The 22,550-nt window shown below is 70.3% G+C and carries 19 protein-coding genes; 10 read left to right on the top strand and 9 right to left on the bottom strand.

Translation table 11 applies throughout. The features are described from left to right. The first annotated feature begins 21 nt into the window (after positions 1 to 21). The 8 genes from FB563_RS22300 to FB563_RS22265 all read left to right on the top strand — a co-directional run bounded on the left by FB563_RS22300 (position 22) and on the right by FB563_RS22265 (position 9,057). Positions 22 to 1,674 carry a M4 family metallopeptidase gene (locus FB563_RS22300; protein WP_055706742.1) on the top strand — a complete coding sequence of 551 codons (1,653 nt, stop codon included), beginning with the start codon at positions 22 to 24 and terminating at the stop codon, positions 1,672 to 1,674. A 244-nt stretch (positions 1,675 to 1,918) separates the two neighbouring features. Next, positions 1,919 to 2,425 (top strand): hypothetical protein, encoded by a 507-nt coding sequence (locus FB563_RS22295; protein ID WP_055706741.1) that lies wholly within the window; start codon positions 1,919 to 1,921, stop codon positions 2,423 to 2,425. Positions 2,426 to 2,567: 142 nt separating this feature from the next. After that, complete coding sequence (locus FB563_RS22290) at positions 2,568 to 3,209, top strand: class F sortase (RefSeq protein ID WP_055706740.1); 642 nt, start codon at positions 2,568 to 2,570, stop codon at positions 3,207 to 3,209. A gap of 182 nt (positions 3,210 to 3,391) precedes the next feature. Further along, positions 3,392 to 4,609 (top strand): NAD(P)/FAD-dependent oxidoreductase, encoded by a 1,218-nt coding sequence (locus FB563_RS22285; protein ID WP_055706739.1) that lies wholly within the window; start codon positions 3,392 to 3,394, stop codon positions 4,607 to 4,609. Continuing rightward, positions 4,609 to 7,215: a nitrite reductase large subunit NirB gene (gene nirB, locus FB563_RS22280; protein WP_055706738.1), complete on the top strand. Its 2,607-nt coding sequence runs from the start codon at positions 4,609 to 4,611 to the stop codon at positions 7,213 to 7,215. Before FB563_RS22285 ends, nirB begins: the two co-directional genes overlap by 1 nt. Further along, positions 7,212 to 7,565, top strand: coding sequence for a nitrite reductase small subunit NirD (gene nirD, locus FB563_RS22275; RefSeq protein WP_055706737.1), 354 nt, complete (start codon positions 7,212 to 7,214; stop codon positions 7,563 to 7,565). The genes nirB and nirD overlap by 4 nt, the downstream gene beginning before the upstream one ends. A gap of 61 nt (positions 7,566 to 7,626) precedes the next feature. Continuing rightward, a complete protein-coding gene (locus FB563_RS22270) occupies positions 7,627 to 8,211 on the top strand; it encodes a TetR/AcrR family transcriptional regulator (RefSeq protein WP_055706736.1) in 585 nt (194 codons plus the stop codon). Positions 8,212 to 8,280: 69 nt separating this feature from the next. After that, the gene (locus FB563_RS22265; RefSeq protein WP_055706735.1) at positions 8,281 to 9,057 is read left to right on the top strand and encodes an SDR family NAD(P)-dependent oxidoreductase; all 777 of its coding nucleotides are present in this window, start codon (positions 8,281 to 8,283) and stop codon (positions 9,055 to 9,057) included. Positions 9,058 to 9,072: 15 nt separating this feature from the next. On the opposite strand, the gene FB563_RS22260 is transcribed toward FB563_RS22265, so the two are convergent. The 3 genes from FB563_RS22260 to FB563_RS22250 are packed head-to-tail and all read right to left on the bottom strand — an operon-like array spanning position 9,073 to position 12,069. After that, positions 9,073 to 9,906: a carbohydrate ABC transporter permease gene (locus tag FB563_RS22260; RefSeq protein ID WP_055706734.1), complete on the bottom strand. Its 834-nt coding sequence runs from the start codon at positions 9,904 to 9,906 to the stop codon at positions 9,073 to 9,075. Next, a complete protein-coding gene (locus FB563_RS22255; protein WP_055706733.1) occupies positions 9,899 to 10,801 on the bottom strand; it encodes a carbohydrate ABC transporter permease in 903 nt (300 codons plus the stop codon). Before FB563_RS22255 ends, FB563_RS22260 begins: the two co-directional genes overlap by 8 nt. After that, complete coding sequence (locus FB563_RS22250; RefSeq protein ID WP_055706732.1) at positions 10,798 to 12,069, bottom strand: ABC transporter substrate-binding protein; 1,272 nt, start codon at positions 12,067 to 12,069, stop codon at positions 10,798 to 10,800. Before FB563_RS22250 ends, FB563_RS22255 begins: the two co-directional genes overlap by 4 nt. A 410-nt stretch (positions 12,070 to 12,479) precedes the next feature. Here FB563_RS22250 and FB563_RS22245 point away from each other — a divergent pair, with 410 nt between their 5' ends. After that, positions 12,480 to 12,869 carry a DUF4232 domain-containing protein gene (locus FB563_RS22245; RefSeq protein WP_159045521.1) on the top strand — a complete coding sequence of 130 codons (390 nt, stop codon included), beginning with the start codon at positions 12,480 to 12,482 and terminating at the stop codon, positions 12,867 to 12,869. Positions 12,870 to 12,975: 106 nt separating this feature from the next. Here FB563_RS22245 and FB563_RS22240 read toward each other — a convergent pair whose 3' ends face one another. Together FB563_RS22240 and FB563_RS22235 are read right to left on the bottom strand one after the other, a co-directional pair. Further along, a complete protein-coding gene (locus FB563_RS22240; RefSeq protein WP_055706730.1) occupies positions 12,976 to 13,374 on the bottom strand; it encodes a cupin domain-containing protein in 399 nt (132 codons plus the stop codon). Continuing rightward, positions 13,371 to 14,879, bottom strand: coding sequence for an MFS transporter (locus FB563_RS22235; RefSeq protein WP_055706729.1), 1,509 nt, complete (start codon positions 14,877 to 14,879; stop codon positions 13,371 to 13,373). Before FB563_RS22235 ends, FB563_RS22240 begins: the two co-directional genes overlap by 4 nt. 78 nt (positions 14,880 to 14,957) lie before the next feature. Here FB563_RS22235 and FB563_RS22230 point away from each other — a divergent pair, with 78 nt between their 5' ends. After that, complete coding sequence (locus tag FB563_RS22230; RefSeq protein ID WP_107100646.1) at positions 14,958 to 15,680, top strand: TetR/AcrR family transcriptional regulator; 723 nt, start codon at positions 14,958 to 14,960, stop codon at positions 15,678 to 15,680. Positions 15,681 to 15,729: 49 nt separating this feature from the next. Here FB563_RS22230 and FB563_RS22225 read toward each other — a convergent pair whose 3' ends face one another. The 4 genes from FB563_RS22225 to ppdK form a co-directional block, all read right to left on the bottom strand. Continuing rightward, a complete protein-coding gene (locus FB563_RS22225) occupies positions 15,730 to 18,012 on the bottom strand; it encodes an FtsX-like permease family protein (protein ID WP_055706728.1) in 2,283 nt (760 codons plus the stop codon). After that, positions 18,009 to 18,689 carry an ABC transporter ATP-binding protein gene (locus FB563_RS22220; protein ID WP_079048813.1) on the bottom strand — a complete coding sequence of 227 codons (681 nt, stop codon included), beginning with the start codon at positions 18,687 to 18,689 and terminating at the stop codon, positions 18,009 to 18,011. The genes FB563_RS22225 and FB563_RS22220 overlap by 4 nt, the downstream gene beginning before the upstream one ends. A gap of 11 nt (positions 18,690 to 18,700) precedes the next feature. Then, positions 18,701 to 19,123 (bottom strand): hypothetical protein, encoded by a 423-nt coding sequence (locus tag FB563_RS22215; protein ID WP_234357785.1) that lies wholly within the window; start codon positions 19,121 to 19,123, stop codon positions 18,701 to 18,703. Between the two features lie 267 nt (positions 19,124 to 19,390). Continuing rightward, on the bottom strand, positions 19,391 to 22,111 hold the full coding sequence (gene ppdK, locus FB563_RS22210; protein WP_055706727.1) for a pyruvate, phosphate dikinase: 2,721 nt from the start codon (positions 22,109 to 22,111) through the stop codon (positions 19,391 to 19,393). Positions 22,112 to 22,550: the final 439 nt, after the last annotated feature.

Here is a 22,550-nt window from a genome sequence, read left to right as displayed (position 1 = left end):
GGCGCTTCCCCGAGGAGACCGATGAGCCGGATACGCCAGCACGTCCGAGGATCCCGTCGTCTCGCCACCACCGCCGGCGTCGCCGTCAGCACCGCGACGCTGCTGACCATGGCCCTCTCCCCCGCCGCCCACGCCGACGCCAGACCGACCCGGGCCACCGCCATCCAGCACGCCGCGTCAGCGCTCCTGGCCCATGCCGCGAGCCTGGGCCTGACCTCCGCCGAGAACACCAGCGTCCGCGACGTGATCGTGGACAAGGACGGCACCCAGCACGTCCGCTACGACCGTACCTACCACGGACTGCCCGTGCTCGGCGGCGACTTCGTGGTCCACCTGGCCCCGGACGGCACCTACCGCAGCGCGAACCGGGCCACCCGCGGCGAGATATCCCTCGCCTCGATCCTCCCGAGGATCCCGGCCGTCAAGGCCGCCGACCTTGCCGTGAACGCCCTGCGCGCCGTCAACCTCGGCGACACGCTCAAGCAGGTCAAGGCCAAGCCCGAGCTGATCGTCGACGCCCTGCACGGCACCCCGAAGCTCGCCTGGCGCACCACCGCGGTCGGCCTGGACTCGCTCGGCAACCCGGTCGCCCGCACCGTGCTGACCGACGCCCGCACCGGCCGGCAGATCGACGCCTGGGACAGCATCGAGACCGCCGCAGGCGACGGAAAGTCCCTGTACAGCGGCACGGTCCCGCTGGAGACGACCCAGTCGGGATCGTCGTACCAGCTGAAGGACCCGACGCGCGGCAACACCTACACCGGTGACGCCGAGAACAAGACCGACCTGTGCTTCTTCGGCATCTGCTTCAGCCGGGCCCCCGCGGACCTGTTCACGGACGCCGACAACCACTGGGGCAGCGGCACCACCGCCGACCGCTCCTCGGCCGCCGTCGACGCCCAGTACGGCACGAACATGACCTGGGACTACTACAAGAACGTCCAGGGGCGCAGCGGCATCGCGGGCGACGGCAAGGGGTCGTACAACCGCGTCCACTACGGAAGCAACTACAACAACGCCTTCTGGGACGACAGTTGCTTCTGCATGACGTACGGCGACGGTGACGGGACCACCTTCGGGCCGCTGGTGGCGCTGGACGTGGCAGGCCACGAGATGACGCACGGCGTGACGTCCAAGACGGCCGCGCTGACCTACTCGGGCGAGTCCGGCGGGCTCAACGAGGCCACCTCGGACATCCTCGGCACCATGGTCGAGTGGTACGCGAACAACCCGTCCGACCCCGGTGACTACCTCATCGGCGAGAAGATCGTGAAGTCCGGCTTCGGCCACACCGCGCTGCGCTACATGGACAAGCCGTCGAAGGACGGCAACTCGGCGGACTACTGGAGCAGTTCGGTCGGCAACCTCGACGTCCACTACTCCTCCGGCGTCGCCAACCACTTCGCCTATCTGCTGGCGGAGGGCAGCGGCCAGAAGACCATCAACGGCGTCAGCTACGACTCGCCGACGTACAACGGCTCCACGGTCACCGGCATCGGCCGGGACAAGGTCGGCAAGATCTGGTACCGGGCGCTGACGGTCTACATGACCTCCTCCACGAACTACGCGGGGGCCCGCACGGCGACCCTGAACGCCGCCAAGGACCTGTACGGCGCGGGCAGCGCGGAGTACAACGCGGTGGCGGCGGCCTGGAGCGCCGTCAACGTGAACTGAGGCCGCCGTCCCGTCACCCGTTCAACGGCGGGCATCGCTCCATTCGTGTCCTTTTCGTACTGGTCGCCCCTGTGCCCCCGAGGCGCGCCTGTGACCTGCCGGAATCCGGCGGGGACTAGGCCGTGTGGGGGCCAGGGGCGACACCCGTTCACCGTATTTCTGACGGGCTATCAGGGAGCGCGGCTCCCGGACTGCGACTTACCTCGGTAAGGGACAGACCGAGACGCTTGACCTGGGGAGCACCATGCGACGCACCGCCCGTCTGCTGACCGGTACCGCGCTCGTCGTGGTGGCGGCGGCACCCGCCTGGGCCGCCACCGGCAGCCTGGACGTGTACCCCTCCAGCGTGGTGCCCGGCGGCCAGGTCACCGTGAACACCGCCGTGTGCGGCGACAAGGGCTCGGCGCTCGGGGACGCGAGCGCCGTCGGCTCCGGCACCTTCACCCTGGCGCCCAGCTCGCACAACGGCGAGGCGATCGGGCAGTTCCGGGTGCCGGAGAGCGCGCAGCCGGGGACGTACGAGATCGTCGCCAAGTGTGCCGAGGGCGGCCGGCAGGTGACCGGCGACCTGGTGGTGGCGTTGAGCGCGGCGCACGAGCAGGTGCAGCCGCGAGGAAGTGTGAAGACGGGGGTCGGCGGCGCGCTCGGCGCCGACCCCGTGCAGACCGCGGCGGGTGTGGCGGCGCTGGCCGTCGCCGCCGCGGGCGGTACCTGGCTCCTGCATCGCCGGGCGAGAGGCGACGGGATCTGACGGACACCCTCCGCTGTCCGTCAGCCGGTACCGCACATTCCCGCCCCCTCCGGGTCCGATGCCCCTCGCGGCCCGGAGGGGGAGGGGGTCGACGGGGGTCCGCCCCCGGTGTTCGGGGTCCGCCCCCGGGAGAGGGCTTCGCATGCGCAAGCGAACCAGGCGCGACAGGGTCGGCGACACCGCGATAGCCGCGGTCACCGTCGTGGCCCTCGGCTCCGGGGTGTGGCTGCTCGGCGGCGGCGCCGGGACACACACGCCACCGCAGCCCGCCGCGGCCGAGGGACGCCCGCAACCGCGCGACGAGCGGCTCGCCGCCCCCGCTCTCGTCCCCTCCATACCCACCCGGATCCGCATACCCGCGATCCGTGTGAACGCCCCGCTGATGGGCCTGGCCCTCACCCGCTCGGGCAGCCTGGACGTGCCCCCGGCGCAGAACAAGAACCTGGCCGGCTGGTACGAGGCCGGCACCATACCCGGCGAGACGGGCACCGCGATCGTCGCCGGCCATGTCGACAACGCCGAGGGCCCCGCCGTCTTCTACGACCTGGGCGCACTGAAGCGGGGCGCCCGCATCGAGGTGGACCGCCGGGACGGCTCGGTGGCCGTGTTCACCGTGGACGCGGTGGAGGTGTACGCGGCGCACGACTTCCCCGACGAGAAGGTCTACGGCGCGGCGCCCCGGCCCGAGCTCCGCGTCATCACCTGCGGCGGCGGCTACTCGAAGGCCACCGGCTACCAGGGCAACGTGGTGGTCTTCGCCCACCTGACGGGCAGCCGCGGCTGAGCGGAGGCGCCCCGAAGGGGCGCGGGGAACTGCGCGACCAGCCCCAACGGCGCCGCACCTGAAATACGACCCATCACACCCCCGGACCTCACAGGCCCAGGCGCCGCAGGCTGAGGGCAGCGTTCCTCACGGGAAACAGGCGTGATGCGGCCGGGTAACGTCGGGACCGCACGCTCAAGGGCATGACCTCGAATACGCGTGTGGTGGTGATCGGCGCCGGCCTCGCGGGCGTACGGCTCGCCCGGCGGCTCGGCGAGCTGGGCACGCCCGCGCTGCTCGTCGGCGAGGAGGAGCACCCGCCGTACAACCGGGTGCTGCTCGCCGAGGTGCTGGCCGGACGGTACGCCCCCGAGGTGATCGGCCTGCCCGCGCCCGAGGGCCTGCTGCGGGCCCGGGTCACCGGCATCGACCGGGGGGCCCGGACCGTCAGGTGCGCCGACGGCTCCTCGATCGCATACGACACGCTGGTTCTCGCCACCGGCTCCAACCCCGTGCTGCCGCCGCTGCGCGGCCTGTTCACACCGGACCACCAACTGCCCGAGGGCGTCCACGCGTTCCGCACCATGGACGACTGCCTGGGGCTGGCCAAGGCGGTCCGGCCGGGGGTGCGCGCGGTCGTCATCGGCGGCGGGCTGCTCGGCGTCTCCGCCGCCCGCGCGCTCGCCGTGCGCGGCGCCCAGGTGGTCCTCGCCCAGCAGTCCGAGCGGCTCATGGAACGCCAGCTCGACCCGGACGCCTCCCGGCTGGTGCTGCGGCACCTCACCGAGCTGGGCGTCGAGGTGCACACCGAGTGCCGGGTGCGGGACGTGCGCTCGGTCGCGGGCGCGGTCCGCTCGGTCGAGCTGGCCGACGGGTACGCGCTCGACGCCGACCTCGTCGTCCTCGCCTGCGGCGTGCGGCCGCGCACCGGACTCGCCGAGCAGGCCGGTCTCGCCGTGCGCAAGGGCATCCTCGTCGACGACGAACTGCGCACCTCCGACCCGCGCATCCACGCCGTCGGCGACTGCGCCCAGCACGGCGGCACGGTCTACGGCCTGGCCTCCCCCGCGCTCGAACAGGCCGACGCGCTCGCCGAGCTGCTCGCGGGCGACGCCGGCGCCCGGTACCTGGGCACCCGTTCCCTGACCCGGCTGACGCTCAACGGCCCGGGCTCCCCCTTCGACCTGGCCGCGTTCGGCGAGACCGAGGCGCGCCCCGGCGACGACGTCGTACGGCTCGCCGACGCCACCCGCGGCACCTACCGCAAGGTCGTCGTCCGCGACGACCGCCTGGTCGGCGGGGTCCTCGTCGGCGAACTCGGCACCGTCGGCGCGCTCGCCCGCGCCTGGGAGGGAGCAGAGCCGCTGCCCTCCGACGGCGGGCCCCTGCTCCACCTGCTCACCAATGATGGAGGCTCCTGATGACCACCGCCCTGGGGGCCACCCCCACGATCGTGCTCGTCGGCCATGGCATGGTCGGCCAGCGCTTCCTCGAAGCGCTCGCCGAGCGCGGCCTGACCGCCACGCACCGCGTGGTCGTGCTGTGCGAGGAGCCGCGTCCAGCGTACGACCGCGTCGCCCTCACCTCGTACTTCTCGGGCAGGACACCCGAGGACCTGTCCATGACCGACATGGAGTTCATCGAGACGCACGGCATCGAGCTGTACGTCGGCGACCCCGCGGAGACGATCGACCGCGAGGCGAAGAAGGTCACGGCCCGGTCCGGCCAGGTCTTCGAGTACGACACCCTCGTCCTGGCCACCGGCTCCTACCCCTTCGTGCCGCCGGTCCCGAACAAGGACGCCGAGGGCTGTTTCGTCTACCGGACCATCGAGGACCTCCTCGCCATCGAGGAGTACGCGAGGACGAGGGCTACGACCGGAGCCGTGGTCGGCGGCGGCCTGCTCGGCCTGGAGGCGGCCGGCGCGCTGAAGGGGCTCGGACTGACCGCGCACATCGTGGAGTTCGCCCCGCGCCTGATGCCGGTGCAGGTGGACGAGGGCGGCGGCGCGGCGCTGCTGCGGACCATCGAGGGCATGGGCCTGACCGTGCACACGGGTGTGGGCACGCAGGAGATCGTCACGGACGCCTCCGGTGCCGTCACCGGCATGAAGCTGTCCGACGGTTCCGACCTGGCCACCGACATGGTGGTGTTCAGCGCGGGCGTCCGCCCCCGCGACCAGCTGGCCCGGGACTGCGGCCTCGCGGTCGGCGAGCGCGGCGGCATCACCGTCGACGAGCAGTGCCGTACGGTCACCGACCCGCACGTGTTCGCGATCGGCGAGTGCGCGCTGGCGGCGGACGGCCGGGTGTACGGCCTGGTGGCCCCCGGCTACGAGCAGGCGGAGACGGCCGCGGCCACCATCGCCGAGGACGAGGCGTCCTTCACCGGCGCCGACCTGTCCACCAAGCTGAAGCTGCTCGGCGTGGACGTGGCGTCCTTCGGCGACGCGCACGGCACCACCGAGGACTGCCTGGACGTCGTCTACTCCGACTCCCGCGCCGGCCAGTACAAGAAGCTGGTCATCGGCTCCGACGGCACGCTGCTCGGCGGCATCCTCGTCGGCGACGCGGACGCGTACGGCACCCTGCGTGCGCTGACCGGCTCGGTGCCTCCCCTCTCCCCCGAGTCGCTCGTCCTGCCCGCCGGAGCCGGCTCGGGGGTCCAGCTCGGCCCCTCCGCCCTGCCGGACGAGGCGATCATCTGCTCCTGCCACAACGTCAGCAAGGGCACCATCCGCGGCGCGGTGACGGAGCACAAGTGCACCACCGTGCCCGAGGTGAAGAAGTGCACCAAGGCCGGCACCGGCTGCGGTTCCTGCGTCAAGGTGCTCGGCCAGCTGGTCAACGCCGAGCTGGAGGCGTCCGGCGTCGAGGTCGACAAGGGCCTGTGCGGCTGCTTCTCCCAGACCCGCGAGGAGCTGTACGAGATCGTCCTCGCCCTGCGCATCACGTCGTACCAGGAGCTGCTGGACCGGTACGGCCGTGAGGGCGCCCGGGGCGGCGACGGCTGCGAGGTCTGCAAGCCGGCCGTCGCCTCGATCATCGCCTCCCTCGCCCCGACGATCGGCGCGAGCGGCTATGTCCTGGACGGCGAGCAGGCGGCCCTGCAGGACACCAACGACCACTTCCTGGCCAACCTGCAGAAGAACGGCTCGTACTCGGTGGTGCCGCGCATCCCCGGCGGCGAGATCACGCCCGAGAGGCTGATCGTGATCGGCGAGATCGCCCGGGACTTCGGTCTCTACACGAAGATCACCGGCGGCCAGCGGATCGACATGTTCGGCGCGCGGGTGGAGCAACTGCCGCTGATCTGGGCGCGGTTGGTGGATGCCGGCTTCGAGTCCGGGCACGCCTACGGCAAGTCGCTGCGTACCGTGAAGTCCTGCGTGGGCTCCACCTGGTGCCGCTACGGCGTCCAGGACTCGGTCAGGATGGCGATCGACCTGGAGCTGCGCTACCGGGGCCTGCGCTCCCCGCACAAGCTGAAGTCGGCGGTCTCCGGCTGCCAGCGCGAGTGCGCCGAGGCCCAGTCGAAGGACTTCGGCGTGATCGCCACGGCCAACGGCTGGAACCTGTATGTCGGCGGCAACGGCGGCGCCACCCCGCGCCACGCCGACCTGCTGGCCCAGGACCTGTCGGACGCCGAACTGGTCCGTCTGATCGACCGGTTCCTGATGTTCTACATCCGCACCGCCGACCGCCTGGAGCGCACGAGCGTCTGGCTGGAGCGGATCCCGGGCGGCCTGGACCACGTACGCGATGTGGTGGTGCACGACTCGCTCGGCATCTGCGACGAGCTGGAGCAGCTCATGCGGACCCACATCGCGAACTACCGCGACGAATGGGCGGAGACCATCAACGACCCCGAGAAGCTGGCCCGGTTCGTGTCCTTCGTGAACGCCCCGGACACCCCGGACCCGGTCGTCGCCTTCGTCCCCGAGCGCGACCAGATCAAGCCCGACCTGCCGCTGCTGAACATCGGCCTGCGGCCCGCCGACGACGTACTGGAAGGAAGCGCCCGATGACCCTGGCTGTCGAGACCACCGACCTCAAGGTCCAGCTCCGGCTCGCCGACGACGACTGGTTCACGGCCTGCGACCTGAGCGCGCTCACCCCGGGCCGCGGGGTGGCCGCCCTGCTGCCGGACGGCCGCCAGGTGGCCCTCTTCCGGGACCGCGCCGACCGCCTGTACGCCGTCGACAACCGCGACCCCTTCACCGGCGCGGCCGTCCTCTCCCGCGGCCTGACCGGCACCCGCCTCGGCCGCCCGTTCGTCGCCTCGCCCCTGCTGAAGCAGCGTTTCGACCTGGTCAGCGGGGAGTGCCTGGACGACGCCGAGGTGCGGGTGGCGGCGTACGAGGTGCGCACGGTCTGACCGACGCCGACGGATCGACTTTGCTTGACTGATCGTTCCAGATAAACCTAGGCTGCGGTACGTGGCCAGGACCAAGGAATTCGATCCGGACGCCGCGCTGCAGTCGGCCCTCGAGCTGTTCTGGCGGCGCGGCTACGAGGCGACGTCGATGGCCGGCCTGGTCGAGCACCTCGGCATCGGCAGAGCGAGCCTGTACGCGACCTTCGGCAGCAAGCACGAGCTGTACCTGAAGGCGCTGGAGCGCTACGAGCGGGCGGGGCTCGGCCGGATCGTGCGGGAGCTGTCCCAGCCGGGCGCCGCCCTGCCGGCCGTGCGCGGGGTCGTACGGCGGTACGCGGCGGAGGCCGCCGACGAGCGGCTGCGGCTGAACGGCTGCCTGATCACCAACACCGCCGCCGAACTCGCCCCGCACGACCCGGCCGCCGCCCGGCACGTCGAGCGCAACTGGGACCACATCGAGACGGCGCTGCACTCGGCACTCGTGCGCGCCCAGGCCCAGGGTGAACTGCCCGCCGACCGCGACCCGCTCGTCCTCGCACGCATGCTCCTGGTGCTGATGCAGGGGCTGCGGGTGGTCGGCAAGGCGTCCTCGGACCCGGCCCGGGTACGGGACGCGGCAGAGCAGGCGCTGGCGCTGCTCGACTGAGGCGCACGGTCGAGCAGCGCCTTTTTCATCACCTCATACTGAAACGAACGGTCAAGAAAAGGGGAGATCATGACCACCGCCGCACACCACCGTTTCTCCGGCCGGACGGCCCTCGTCACCGGCGCCGGATCCGGCATCGGCCGGACCGTCGCCCTCGCGCTCGCCGCCGAGGGAGCCCGGGTCGTCGTCGCCGGACGGCGCCCCGAGCCGCTGGCGGAGACCGTCCGGCTGATCGAGGAACAGGGCGGCAAGGGCCTCGCGGTGAGCGCCGACATCTCCCGTGCGGGGGATGCCGACGCGGTGGTCCGCGCCGCCGTCGAGTACTTCGGCTCGCTCGACGTGGCGGTCAACAACGCGGGCGTGTTCCGGGGCGGGCAGCCCCTCGCGGACCTCCCGGAGGAGGACTGGCACACCCAGCTCGCGACCAACGTCACCGGGGTCTTCCTGGCCCTCCAGGCGCAGATCCGCCGGATGCGCACCCAGCCGGCGGGCGGCGCGATCGTCAACATCTCCTCCACCTTCGGCCTGCACACCGCCTCCCGCGGAGCCGCCGCCTACTCCGCGTCCAAGGCGGCCGTGACCGCGCTCAGCCGGGGCGCCGCCCTGGACCACATCCGGGACGGTGTGCGGATCAACGTGGTCAGCCCCGGTGCCACCGAGACCTCCATGTCCCTGCGCCCGGGCGAGACCGAGGCGGACCGGGCCGAGCGCGCGCGGGCCACCCTCCCGCTCGGCCGCATCGCCGCCACCCGGGAGGTCGCCGCCGCCGTCCTCTACCTGGCCTCGGACGACGCGGCCTCCGTCGTCGGCACCGACCTGGTCGTGGACAGCGGCGGCACGCTGTGACCCGCTGGTGACCGGCTAGTCGATCCCCGACCGCTCCACCCCGGCCACGATCCACCGCTGGAAGAACAGGAACACCACGAGCAGCGGCAGGATCGACACGGCCGCGGCGACGAACAGCTCGTGCAGTCGCACGACCTGGGAGGTGGTGAACGACGACAGGGCCACCTGCACCGTCCAGGCGCTCTGGTCCTGCCCGATCACCAGCGGCCACAGGAAGGAGTTCCACGCCCCGAGGAACACGATCGTCCCGACCGCCGCGAACACCGGCCGCGCGTTCGGCACCACCACCAGCCAGTACGTCCGCCAGTACCCGAGCCCGTCGACCTGCGCCGCGTCCTCCAACTCCCGCGGAAAGCCGAGGAAGTACTGCCGGAACACGAAACAGGCGAACGCGGAGAACAGCGTCGGGACGATCAGCCCCCGGTAGGTGGAGATCCAGCCCAGCGACGACACCAGCACGAAGCTGGGCACGAAGGTGACGGCGGCCGGGACCAGCAGGGTGCCGAGGATGCCGTAGAAGACCTTGTTCGCGTGCCGGTAGGGGATGCGGGCGAGGCCGTAGCCCGCGAGGGAGGCCAGGAACAGGGTGCCCAGCGTGGTCGCGACGGCGATCAGCGCGGAGTTGAGCAGCGAGCGGGCGAACGGGACGGACGGGTCGTCGAACAGCTCCCGGACGTTTTCCCATCGCACCTCCCCCGGAAAGAAGGTCCATTCGGGCGAGGTGATGTCCTGCTCGCTCGACAGCCCGTTGCGCACCAGCAGATAGAAGGGGATCAGGAAGAGCAGGGCGAGCGCGATCAGCATCACCAGCCTGAGCGCCCGGCCCACCCGTACCAGGGCGTCATCCATCGGCGTCCGTCCTTCCCAGTCGCAGCCACCGCGCCTGCCCCACCGTGACGACCGCGATGACCAGCGCGAGGATCACCGCGCCCGCGCTGCCGAGCCCCAGGTTCTGCCCCTGCCCGAGAGCGGTGTAGTAGAGGTAGACCAGCGGCGGCCGGGCGTACGGCGGATAACCCCGCGCGTCCGAGAGCAGGTTGTAGAACTCGTCGAAGGCCTGGAAGGCGTTGATGACGAGCAGCAGCACCACCGCGACCGAGGTGGCCCGCAGCTGCGGCAGGGTGATGTGCCGCAGCACGGTCCAGCCGGGCCGGGCCCCGTCCACGGCGGCCGCCTCGTACAGCACCGGGTCGATCCGCTGCAGCCCGGCCAGGAAGAGGATCATGTAGAACCCGGCCTGCAGCCACAGCCGTACGGTCACGATGACCAGCCAGTACCAGGGCGGATCGCTGCCGGCCAGCCAGGCGACGGGATCCCCGCCGAACCACCCCAGGACGGTGTTGGCCAGCCCGAACCGCACCCCGTTGAAGATCGACATCTTCCACACCAGCGCGGCGACGACGTAACTGCAGGCGGCCGGGAGGAAGAAGACGGACCGGAAGAAGGCGCGGGCGCGTCCGAGGCGGTTCACCATCAGGGCGAGCGAGAGGGAGAGGGCATAGGTGACCGGCACGATGAAGGCGGTGAAGACGAGAAAGGTCCGCAGGCTGTCGACGAACGCGTCGTCCCTCAGCATCGCCGTGTAGTTGTCCAGCCCGACGAAGTGCGTGGGCGTGACGGTGTTGTGCGCGTCGAAGAGGCTCAGTCCCACGCTCCACAGCAGCGGAACGTAGGTGAACAGCGCCAGCCCGAGCGCGAACGGCCCCACGAACACCCAGAACCAGAGGGTCCTGCGGCTCCTCACGAGGTCTTCTTCGCGTTCTTCACCCGGTCGAGCTCGGCGGCCACCTTCCGTACGACGGCCCGCAGTTCGCCCTCCGGACTCGCCCCGCTGCTGATGATCCGGCTGAGCGCGTCCTGGTAGGCGGTCTGGGCGGCCGGCGTCCACAGCAGCGGCTGGGCGTAGCCGTGGTCGGTGGTGAGGCGCACGGCGTCGGCGGCGGCCCCCGACCGCAGCTGGGTGGCCTTCCTGGCGAGGGAGATCCGGGCCGGGATGTGAAAGCCGTACGACAGCGCGAAGTCCTCCTGGTAGTCGGTGCGTTGGACCCACAGCCAGCGCACGAACTCCTTCGCGGCCTCCTTGTGCCTGCTGCGGCCGCTGACGGCGGCGCCGTACGCCCCGACCGGTACGGCGGGCCTGCCGTGACCGCCGTCCTCGGGGAACGGCAGGACCCCGAAGTCGTCCCCCAGCTCCTTCTTGATCTGCGGCAGCGCCCACAGCCCGGACCACTGCATCGCGGTCAGCCCCTGGACGAAGGCGGACGGGTCGGACCAGTCGGCGGGCGCGCCGAGCAGGAGCGACTTGTCGGCGTACAGCCGGTGGAGCTTGCCGAGGGTGCGGGCGGCGGCGGGATCGTCGAAGCCGACCTTGCCGTCCTCGGTGACGAGCTGGAGCCCGGCGGCGTACAGGGGCGTGCCGCCGAGCACACCGGCTCCCCCGTCGTTCCCCAGGAACAGGCCCTTGACCTTGCTGCCGGTGAGCTTGCGCGCCGCGTCCACGAGGGCGTCCAGCGTGTCCGGCGGCTCGACCCCGGCGTCGCGCAGCAGGCTCTTGCGGTAGTAGAGCATCTGCATGTCGATGACCTGCGGAACGGCCCAGACCCGGCCCTCGTACGTCTTGGGCGCGAGGACGGCCGGATTGAAGTCGTCCCTGACGTCCTTGATCAGCTCGGTGAGGTCGACGACCTGACCGCCCTGGATCTGGTCGAGCGTGGGCCCGTTGACCTCGAAGACGTCCGGCCCGGAGTCGGTGAGCAGGGCGGCGGCGGTCTGCTGGTCGTAGTTCCCCGGCCGCCACTGCACCGTGACGCGCGCCTTGCGGTAGGCGCCGGCGTACCGCTCGACGGCCTGCTGGGTGCCGGCCTCACCGTACTGGTGATACCACTGCGACAGCGCCGTCCCCTGGGCGTCCCCGCCCCCGCGCCCGGTGTTGGATCCGCAGGCGCCGAGTAACCCGGCACCTGCCATCGTCCCTGCCCCCGCGGCCAGCAGTCCCCTACGGCTCATCGTCATCGTCGGTGCCCCCTGACGTCGGTCCTCTTCGTCGGTCCTCTTCGTCATTGATGCACGGCCCAACGATCAACCATGCGCGTCGATTACGAAAGGCGTGTTGCGACCGTGTGCCAGGGGACCCGCAAGGCGATGGACGAGGGATGGGCACAACTTTTCCGGCCCGGGGTGCATCGAACAAAGTGCCCTTCATCCACTGATTCACCCCTTCAGCCATTCACCCATTCACCCATTCACCCGATGGAGGCGGATACGGCATGTCCCGGTACCCGAATCCTCTGAGACTCCTCCGGACACTCCCCCGGCGCGGCCCGGCGGCCGTGCTGACCGCCGCTCTTCTCGGCCTCACGGCCGCGGGAGCCGCGTGGAGCGCGACCCCGGCGACGGCACGGGCGTCGACCACTGTCCGGGGTGTGAGCGACCTGTACCTCTCCATGGGCCGCAAGGAAGGCGCGGCCGGGTCGCTGTACTGGCCTGTCCGGTTCACGAACACCGGCACGGCCAGCTGTGCCCTGCGCGGCTACCCGGGCGTCAGCGTCCTGGACACCGCGCACCACCGGATCGGCCCGGCCGCCACCCGCAGCGGCCGGTCGTACGGCACGGTCACCCTCGCCCCCGCCCATACGGCGTCGGCGGTCGTCCGCACCACCAACGGCCCGGTGGGCGGGCCCTGCCTGCGCACCGGCAGCTACCTGCGGGTCTACCCGCCGGCTTCCCGCACCGCGACCCTGGTCCCGGCACCCTGGACCATCTGCTCCGGCGTCTTCCAGGTCGGTCCGGTCAATGTCGACGGCGTCTTCTGAGGCGGAGGTGACAGGTCCGGGCGGCGCGCCAGGGGGCGACGGACGGGATCGGCTGCCGCCCCCTCCCGGGCTGCTCAACGGCGCGGATCGATCGGGCGCGGATCGATCAGCCGCAGAGACCGGTGCGTTTCTCCAGACGTGAGCCGCCCCGGCGGGTGATCGACATCAGATCGCTCGGAGCGTCCAGTTCGAGCCGGTGCCAGCGGCCGCGCGGCACGATCACGGCGGTGCCCGGCGCCAGCCGCACCATCTCCTCGGCGCCGCCCTCAGCCGTGGGGCGGACATACAGGCGCACGCCCCCGGCCAGACAGCACACGGCTTCCTCGCCCGCGGGATGCACCTCCCAGTGGTCGGCGTGCACGTCGGCGTCGGTCTCCACATGGAAGGCCGCAACCTGCCAGGAGCCGGGATCGCCTTCGGTCATCCGCCGGGCGCCGGCCAGGACACCGCCGTCGGGTCGGAAGTCCAGCATCGAGGAGAACAGATCGACGGTCGTGATGGTCATGACGGTGTTCCTTCCATTCGCTGGTCCGCAGGAGCTGTGAGGTGGGGGGCATCGGTGTCGGCGCTCCGGATGCGCCGCCGGGGCGGTCGGGGCGCTCGGGGCACTCGGGGTATTCGGGGCAGCACAGCGACCGCCACGACCGCCGCGAACAGGAGGAGGACGGCCGTGACGGCCAGGGCGAGGGCGTAGCCGCCGTTGAGGGCGCCGGGGTCGGTGGCCGCACCGGTGTGGTGGGCGGCCACCGTGGCCAGCGTGGCCACGCCGATGCATCCGCCCAGCTGACGTGCGCTGTTGAACAGCCCCGAGGCCATGCCGGCCTCGCCGGACCGGACACCGGTCGTGGCGGCGGCCGCCGCCGGTGCGAACACCAGCCCGATGCCGACGCTGGTGAGCAGGGACGGCCCGAGCACATCGGTGAGGAAGCTGCCGTGCGGGCTGATCCGGGCGAACCAGGCCATGCCCGCGGCGGCGAAGAGCGCGCCGGGTACGAGGGCGGTGCGGGGCGAGCGGTGCGCGGTGATCCGGGTGGCGGCGAAGGTGGCCGCGACCGAGCCCACGCTGAACGGCAGGAACGCGGCGCCGGTCGCGGCGGCGCCGAGGCCCAGGACCTGCTGGAGGTACAGCGAGACGAAGTAGAACGCGCTGAACTGCCCGGCCGCGGCGAGGAACACGAGCAGGTTGGCACCGGCGACCCAGCGACCGCGCAGCAGCCCGAGCCGCAACAGCGGTGCGTCCGCGCGGGATTCGACGACGGCGAACGCGGCCAGCAGAAGAGCCGCGCCGCCGAGAGCGGCCAGGGTCTCCCGGCTCACCCACCCCTGCACGTCGGTCCGTACGACACCGAACACCAGCAGCCCTGTGCCGCCGGTGGCCAGCAGCGCTCCGAGCAGATCCGGCCGCTCCCGCCGCACCGGCCCGGGCTCGGTCGGTACGGCCGCGCGGATCAGCACGAGGGCGGTCGCCACGATGGGCAGATTGATCAGCATCACCCAGCGCCAGCCCGCGTACTGGGTGAGCACGCCGCCCGCGAGGACACCCAGCGCCCCGCCGACGGCGTTCATCGCGCTCCACACCCCGAGGGCGCGGACGCGGGCGGGGCCGTCGGTGAAGGTGGCGGTCAGCAGGGCGAGGGCGGCCGGTGCGGCGGCCGCCGCACCCACACCCTGCCCCGCGCGTGCGGCGACCAACTGCCACGGTTCCCGGGCGAGTCCGCCGGCGAGCGAACAGACCCCGAAGACGACGAGCCCCGCGACGAACAGCCGGCGCCGCCCGTACAGATCGCAGGCCCTGCCCCCGAGCAGCAGGAAGCCGCCGAAGGTGAGCGCGTACACGTGCACGACCCAGGACAGGTCGAGCGGAGCGAAGCCGAGGGCGGTACGGATCGCGGGGAGCGCGACGTTGACCACGGCCATGTCGAGAGCGACGACGAACTGGGCGACGGCGGCGGCCGCGAGCAGCAAGCCGCTCCTGCCGCCGCCTAACCGCCCGCTTTGGTTTCTATACATGTAAGAAAACTAGCGCGGCCGAGCGGCGTTGTCGACACTCCGCAACCCGCGGCGGACGACGCAGGCATGATGGACCCCATGCCGCAACCGCCCACCGCCCGAAAGCCCACCGGCACGACGACCGGCAAGGGCACCGGCACCACGACCGGCAACACCCCCGGCCGACCAGCCCGTATCTCCCGCGCGGAGATCATCCGGACGGCGCTCCGGATCGTGACGGAGGAGGGGGTGAAGCGGCTGACGATGCGCCGCCTGGCCGCCGAGATCGGCAGCACGCCCATGGCGCTGTACCACCACGTCCGCGACAAGGAGGAACTCCTCGTCCTGCTCCTGGACGACTACGCCGCCCGCACCCTGCGCCGCCCGCCGGCCCCTCCCACCGACCCACTCGAACGCGTCATCGCCGCCGCCACCGCGATCCACGAGGTACTGGCGGCCTGTCCCTGGACGGTGGACGTCCTCACGGCGGACGACCTCATGTCCACGTCGGCCCTGTGGCACGTCGAGCAGATCGTGGACGGTCTGACGGAGTGCGGACTGTCCCCGGACGACGCCGTACACGGTTACCGCACCATCTGGTACTACACCGCCGGCGAGATCCTGGTCCGCGCGACAGCGGCCCGCCGGCGCGCCACCGACGCCCGCCCGACCTACCGCGACCGCGTCTTCGCCGACCTCGACCCGGCCGAACTCCCCCGCCTGGCCCAACTGGCGGACCGCTGGGCCACCCTGACCGCACAGGACACCTACGCCCACGGCCTGGCGGCCCTGGTGAAAGGCCTGCTCACCCCCCACAACTGAAGAGGGACGGCACCCATACCGGGTACCGCCCCCTCACCTGTCGCGCCCCTCAGTCCCGCCGAATCAACTCGGGGTCGATCCGCCGCCCGACGAGCGGGAGGGAGCCGAGCGCGGCGACAGCTACAACGCCTAGGGTGCCAGCCAGCAGGAGGGGGAGACCGGCACCGTCCCAGAAGACCGTGCCGCCGCCGGTGACCAGATAGCTGGACTCGGCCATCTTGCCCAGGGCGACGGCGAGCAGCAGCCCCACCGACAGCGGCAGCACGACCTGCGTGACCTGCACGGCCCGCAGGGTGCGGGGGCGTGCACCGAGCAGGGCCAGAGCGGTGACCTGAGGGCGCCGTTCCACTGCGCGGTCGGTGGCGGCGACCACATAGGCGGCAACACCGATGACGGCGCCCAGGACCATGCCGAGAGCTAGGAGAGTCTTGACGACCGCGATCTGCTGGAGGGCCGTGATGTTCAGCCCCTGCGGGATCACCTCGATCGTCGGAGCGACATGACCGATGCCGTCGAGGACTCTGCGGACGGTGTCGGGGTCTGAGGCACTGATCAGGGTCAGCGTGGCGCTCTCCGGACGTGCACTCGCGGGCAGTTCGGACGGCGGAACGAGGATCGCCTGGCTGCCGAGGACCCAGGAATCCGCGAACTCGTGGTAGGGGACCGTTCGCTTCGGCACCGTGATCGGCACGTCGCGGTGGCCGCCGCCCAACCGGAGAACAAGCTTCTTTCCGACGTCTGCTGGTCCGTCCTGGGGCATCTTTGTGTTCGTCAGCCGCAGGGGTTGCCGGTCAACACACTCACCAACCCACGGCACCGCAGACCGGAGCTGCCTGCACGTGGCCAGGACGACTTGGGGGGACCATGCCATTTCCGACCCACCGACGAGCGACGACTCCATGGTGACGATATGGGCGCGAACGCCCGGCAGTCGTTCAAGGGATTGTCGCTGAGCCGCGGTCAGCTGCGCGTACCGCATGTCGTAGTCCTGGATCGGAGAGGTGTTCTTGCTGACCTGGTCCAGCTCGATAAGCACCCCTTGGGCCAGGGATGCCGCAAACACCAACACGACCAGTCCAGCAGCCACCCGAAGCGCCCCGCCCGGCTCGGCCTCATTGCGCCGCATGGCGAGACCGAGGGCGAGTGAGTGGGTGGACCGGGCGATCCGTCCGGCCAGCGCCCGGGACAGCCGCGGCAGAATCGTCACAAGGCCGACGCCGATGAGGACGATCATTGAGGGGATCAGAAGCACGGACGATCCAGTGTCGGTAGGCACGCGCCCAGTTGCCCCGGCGACGCAGTAACCCGCGGCGATGCCCGACCCGGCCAGCAGCGGAACGAAACCCCAGGCAGATGGAAGCTTCTCTGGAGCCGTCCTGCGAACGGCGAGTGGGTTCGCAGCCGCCTTCCGTGCACTGACCCGCCCCACGGCCCATGCGAGTGCTGGGCAGCCCAACAGGCAGGCCACAATGGTGGAATTGGTCGGCGCGCCATCGCTCGGGTACCAACTGAATCCGGGCAGTCCGATCCGCGAGACGAGCTGGTTGAACCCCCAGTACGCACCCAGCCCCAGTAGGGAGCCGAGGCCGGCAGCGGCGACCGTCTCGGCGGCGTTCACCCGCTGCACCCCCTTGCCGCTCATGCCCAGCAGACGCAGCGCGGCCAGCCTGCGAGCCCGCTCGGCCGCGGATAGACGGGCACAGACGGAGAGAAACACCGCCAATGGCACCAGGACGATCCCCACCATGGTGAAGCGCAAGATGCCGAGTGTCGCCGGATCCACAGTGCGTTCCGAGGCCTTCTTCGCTCCGAAACATACGACGGGAGTGCCGTCCGACAGCTCACCACGACGTACGCCGACGTAGGCAACCAGCTCCTCGGGGCGGGCGAGCCCCTGATGGCCAATCAGACCCGATTCCCGCCCTGGAAGACGTTGGGCGAGATTCGGCTCGGCACGTAGAGCCTGATGCAACCGCGGGGAGACGAAGACCTGCCCTACGCGCGGGAACGACGACAAACCTGGTGGCGGCCCGACGTCTTTTGAACCACGGGCCAGGAAGATGCGAGTGAGGGGCCTGGAGCCGTACGGTTCAGTCCGCTCCAGTAGAAGGGGAAACCCTGCGAAGACCGGGCGGTGCGACTCGTCTCTCGGCACCACCGGCTGTCTTGCCGCGACACGCGCATCCTGCGCGGCCAGAATCCCGGGGATCGTGAGCACGATCGCCAAACAGCACACACCGATCGAGCCACCCACGCTCATCAGCGCGAATCGCACACGGTTGCCGCGTCCGCTGCCCAACAGCAGACGTAGTCCGAGAAGCAGCTCCTTCACGATTCGACCGGCCTCACTGCAGTAAGGACGCCATCCACCATGGAGTAGCGGCTGTCGGCGCGTGCCGCTACATCCGGGTCATGGGTGACGAGGAGGACAGCCGTGCCCTGTGAGCGAGCCAGCGTCAGGAACTCGCCTAGCACAGCCGAGGCGTTGCCGCTGTCGAGCGAGCCCGTCGGCTCATCGGCGAAGACCACAGCCGGTCGATGCACCAGAGCACGGGCCACGGCCACGCGCTGGCTTTGTCCACCCGACACTTGGGACGGTCGGCGCTTTCGCAGCTCCGCCAGACCCAACCTGCCCAACACCTCACCGGCAGCTGAGAGCGCGGCCCTCTTTCGCTGCCCTGCCAGACGCAGGGGCAGGGCAGCGTTCTCCTCTACGGTCAACTCGGGTAGCAGCTCCCCGTACTGGAAGACGAATCCGAAGCGATCCCGACGAAGAGCGCTCAGCTCGTCATCGTCCAATTCCTCGAATGAACAGCCCTCGAAGCGGACTTCACCTCGGCTGGCGGGCAGTACGCCGGCAAGGCAGTAAAGCAGCGATGACTTGCCCGAGCCGCTCGGCCCGGTGATTGCCGCGATCTCGCCCCGGCGCAGCACGATCGACGCTCCCTTGACCGCTTGCGACGTCCCATAGAAGAGATCGATTTCTCTGGCGACCAGTGTTTCCGCCACCACGACCTCGCTCAGCCGTTGATTCCGTAGCTGAAATGCCGCTCGGTCGAGCAATTGTCAGGACGAAGAGCGCCCCGGTCACGGCACACGTGGAGTCGGGCATGCTCGATGTACTGCTGAGCCCCATCCCAGTTCGAGTGATGCATGAAGACGGCTTTCCCCTGCTTGCCGTAGTAGCGCATCCAGTCATGGCCATCGACCTGGACCTCCACGTACCCGTTGTGGCCATCCGTGGTGTTGGTGTCCCTCAGGTAGCCACGCCATTCGAATGCTCCGTGGTTACGCTCAGTAGGATTGAACTGGTACTGGCCTCCCTCGAAGGCAACTCCTGCCGTGCGTTGGTCTGGCAGATTCCGCCACGACGACCCAACCGCCGTTCCGGCACCCGCGAGAAAGACCCCCGCAGCAACCAGACCCACCACTGTCTTCTTCATACGCCACCTCTCCCATGACTCCGACAGCCCCACCGGCCACCGGAGTTACAGAACGTAGCGCCTCGATCACATGGCGAATCCTTACGTCCCGATCCGATCACCGCATCTGATGATCCAAAACAGGACACCGGCCGAAACTGAACACACAGAGAGGCGGCACCCCCCGCACAGGGTGTCGCCTCTCCTCTTTCGTGCGCCGGAGCCGCTGCCGATCGGTGAGGGTCGGGGACCAGCAGCGGCTCCGGGGTTCAACCAGCCCGGCAGGGCCTAGCGGTGGTCGCTGCCCGCCGACTGGGTCGCCGCGCGGCCTGCCTCGAGGCGGGCCACCGGGATGCGGAAGGGGGAGCAGGAGACGTAGTCCAGGCCGACCTCGTGGAAGAAGTGGACGGACTCGGGGTCACCGCCGTGCTCGCCGCAGACGCCGAGCTTGAGGTCGGGGCGGGTGCGCCGGCCCGCCTCCGCCGCCGACTTCACCAGGGAGCCGACGCCGTCCTTGTCGATCGTCTCGAAGGGGCTCACGCCGAAGATGCCCTTCTCCAGGTATGCCGTGAAGAAGGAGGCCTCGACGTCGTCGCGGCTGAAGCCCCACACCGTCTGCGTCAGGTCGTTCGTGCCGAAGCTGAAGAACTCCGCCGCCTCGGCGATCTGACCCGCCGTGAGGGCCGCGCGCGGGAGCTCGATCATCGTGCCGATCGCCAGCTTCAGCGCCGTACCCGTCGCCGCCTCGACCTCCGCGATGACCTTGTCGGCCTCCTCGCGGACGATCTCCAGCTCCTGCACCGTGCCGACGAGCGGGATCATGATCTCCGCGCGCGGGTCGCCCTTCGCCGTCTTGCGTTCCGCGGCCGCCTCGGCGATGGCGCGGACCTGCATGGTGAAGAGGCCGGGGATGACCAGGCCGAGGCGTACGCCGCGCAGGCCCAGCATCGGGTTCTGCTCGTGCAGGCGGTGCACCGCCTGGAGCAGGCGGAGCTCGTTCTCGTGCGGCTCCTGGCGGGACTCCGCCAGGGCCACGCGGACCGAGAGTTCCGTGATGTCGGGGAGGAACTCGTGCAGCGGGGGGTCCAGCAGGCGGATGGTGACGGGGAGGCCGTCCATCGCCTCGAAGAGCTCGATGAAGTCCTTCTTCTGGAGGGGGAGCAGCTCGGACAGGGCCGCCTCGCGCTCACTCTCCGTGTCCGCCAGGATCAGCTTCTCGACCATCTCGCGGCGCTCACCGAGGAACATGTGCTCCGTGCGGCACAGGCCGATGCCCTGGGCGCCGAAGCGGCGGGCGCGCAGCGCGTCCTCGGCGTTGTCGGCGTTGGCGCGGACCCGCAGCCGGCGCTTGCGGTCGGCGAAGGCCATCATGCGGTGGACCGCCTCGACCAGCTCGTCCGCGTCGTCCGCGCCCGGGTGCATCCGGCCCTCGAAGTACTCCACCACCGGGGAGGGGACCACGGGGACTTCGCCCAGGTAGACCTTGCCCGTCGAACCGTCGATGGAGATCAGGTCGCCTTCCTCGACGACGCGGCCGCCGGGGACCGTCATACGGCGGCGCTTGGTGTCCACCTCCAGCTCCTCCGCACCGCAGACACAGGTCTTGCCCATGCCTCGGGCGACCACGGCCGCGTGGGACGTCTTGCCGCCCCGGCTGGTCAGGATGCCCTCCGCCGCGATCATGCCGTCGAGGTCGTCCGGGTTCGTCTCACGGCGGACCAGGATGACCTTCTCGCCCGAGCGGGACCACTTGACGGCGGTGTAGGAGTCGAAGACCGCCCTGCCCACCGCGGCGCCGGGGGACGCGGCGATACCGCGCGCGACCTTCTCGACCTTCGCGTGCTCGTCGAAGCGCGGGAACATCAGCTGGGCCAGCTGGGCGCCGGTGACGCGCTGGAGCGCCTCGGTCTCGTCGATCAGGCCCTGGTCCACCAGCTGGGTCGCGATGCGGAAGGCGGCACCGGCGGTCCGCTTGCCGACGCGGGTCTGGAGCATCCACAGCTGACCGCGCTCGATCGTGAACTCGATGTCGCAGAGGTCCTTGTAGTGGTTCTCCAGCGTCTCCATGATCTGCATGAGCTGGTCGTACGACTTCTTGTCGATCGACTCCAGCTCCGCCAGCGGGACGGTGTTGCGGATGCCCGCCACCACGTCCTCGCCCTGGGCGTTCTGCAGGTAGTCGCCGTAGACGCCCTGGTGGCCGGAGGCGGGGTCACGGGTGAAGGCGACACCCGTACCGGAGTCGGGGCCCAGGTTGCCGAAGACCATCGAGCAGACGTTGACGGCCGTACCGAGGTCGTGCGGGATGCGCTCCTGGCGGCGGTACAGCTTGGCGCGGTCGCCGTTCCACGAGTCGAAGACCGCCTTGATGGCGAGGTCCATCTGCTCGCGCGGGTCCTGCGGGAAGTCCCGGCCGGCCTCCTTCTTGACGATCTTCTTGAAGGTGGTGACGAGCTTCTTCAGGTCGGCGGCCTCGAGGTCGGTGTCGACCGTGACCTTCTTGGCCTCCTTGGCCTTGTCGAGGGCCTCCTCGAAGAGCTCGCCGTCGACGCCGAGGACGGTCTTGCCGAACATCTGGATCAGGCGGCGGTAGGAGTCCCAGGCGAAGCGGTCGTCGCCGGCCTGCTTGGCGAGGCCCTGCACCGACTTGTCGGAGAGGCCGATGTTCAGGACCGTGTCCATCATGCCGGGCATGGAGAACTTCGCGCCCGAGCGGACCGAGACCAGCAGGGGGTTGTCGGGCTGGCCGAGCTTCTTGCCCATGCGGGACTCGAGGGCGTCGAGGTGCGCACTCACCTCGTCACGCAGTGCCGCGGGCTCCTCACCGCTCTCCAGGTAGACCTTGCAGGCCTCGGTGGTGATGGTGAAGCCGGGAGGGACCGGCAGACCGAGGTTGGTCATCTCGGCGAGGTTGGCGCCCTTGCCACCGAGGAGGTCCTTGAGGTCCTTGTTGCCCTCGGTGAAGTCGTAAACGAACTTCGCTACGTGGGGTTCTTTGTTTTCCGACACGGGTCTCGACTCCTTGAGGCCACGGTGGCTGCCCTGACGGCCAGGAACATACCCAGATCGAAGGCGCATGGGTACGTCCACTTACGCGTCATGAGCCCGTAACCAGTCGTCCGCCAGCGGATCGAAAGTCAAGGCTTGGCAAGCCAGCACCACCAGATGCCTTCACTTCTTGAACGCAAGCACCCTCCAACCCGGGGTTTCCCGCTCAGATGAGCGAGTAACCCGCACGTCTGTTTTCGATCGATGAACGATCAAGGGGTGGCACCCAGTGCCACCCCTTGGAGAAGTGCAGTCGCCCATGATCCGCTCATCTGAGCGCAACCCTTATCAAGGGTGGCGAGAATCACGCTGCCACAGCCCGCCGGATTTCACCATGCGGACCGCTTCCCGGTACCCGGAAACACCCACGTCACACGCCCGGACCGGCCACGTCGGACCC

It is taken from the genome of Streptomyces puniciscabiei, from assembly GCF_006715785.1.
In the GTDB taxonomy this organism is placed as follows: domain Bacteria; phylum Actinomycetota; class Actinomycetes; order Streptomycetales; family Streptomycetaceae; genus Streptomyces; species Streptomyces puniciscabiei.
Note: the sequence above shows the minus strand (reverse complement) of the source record. Positions and strands in the feature narration are given on the sequence as shown.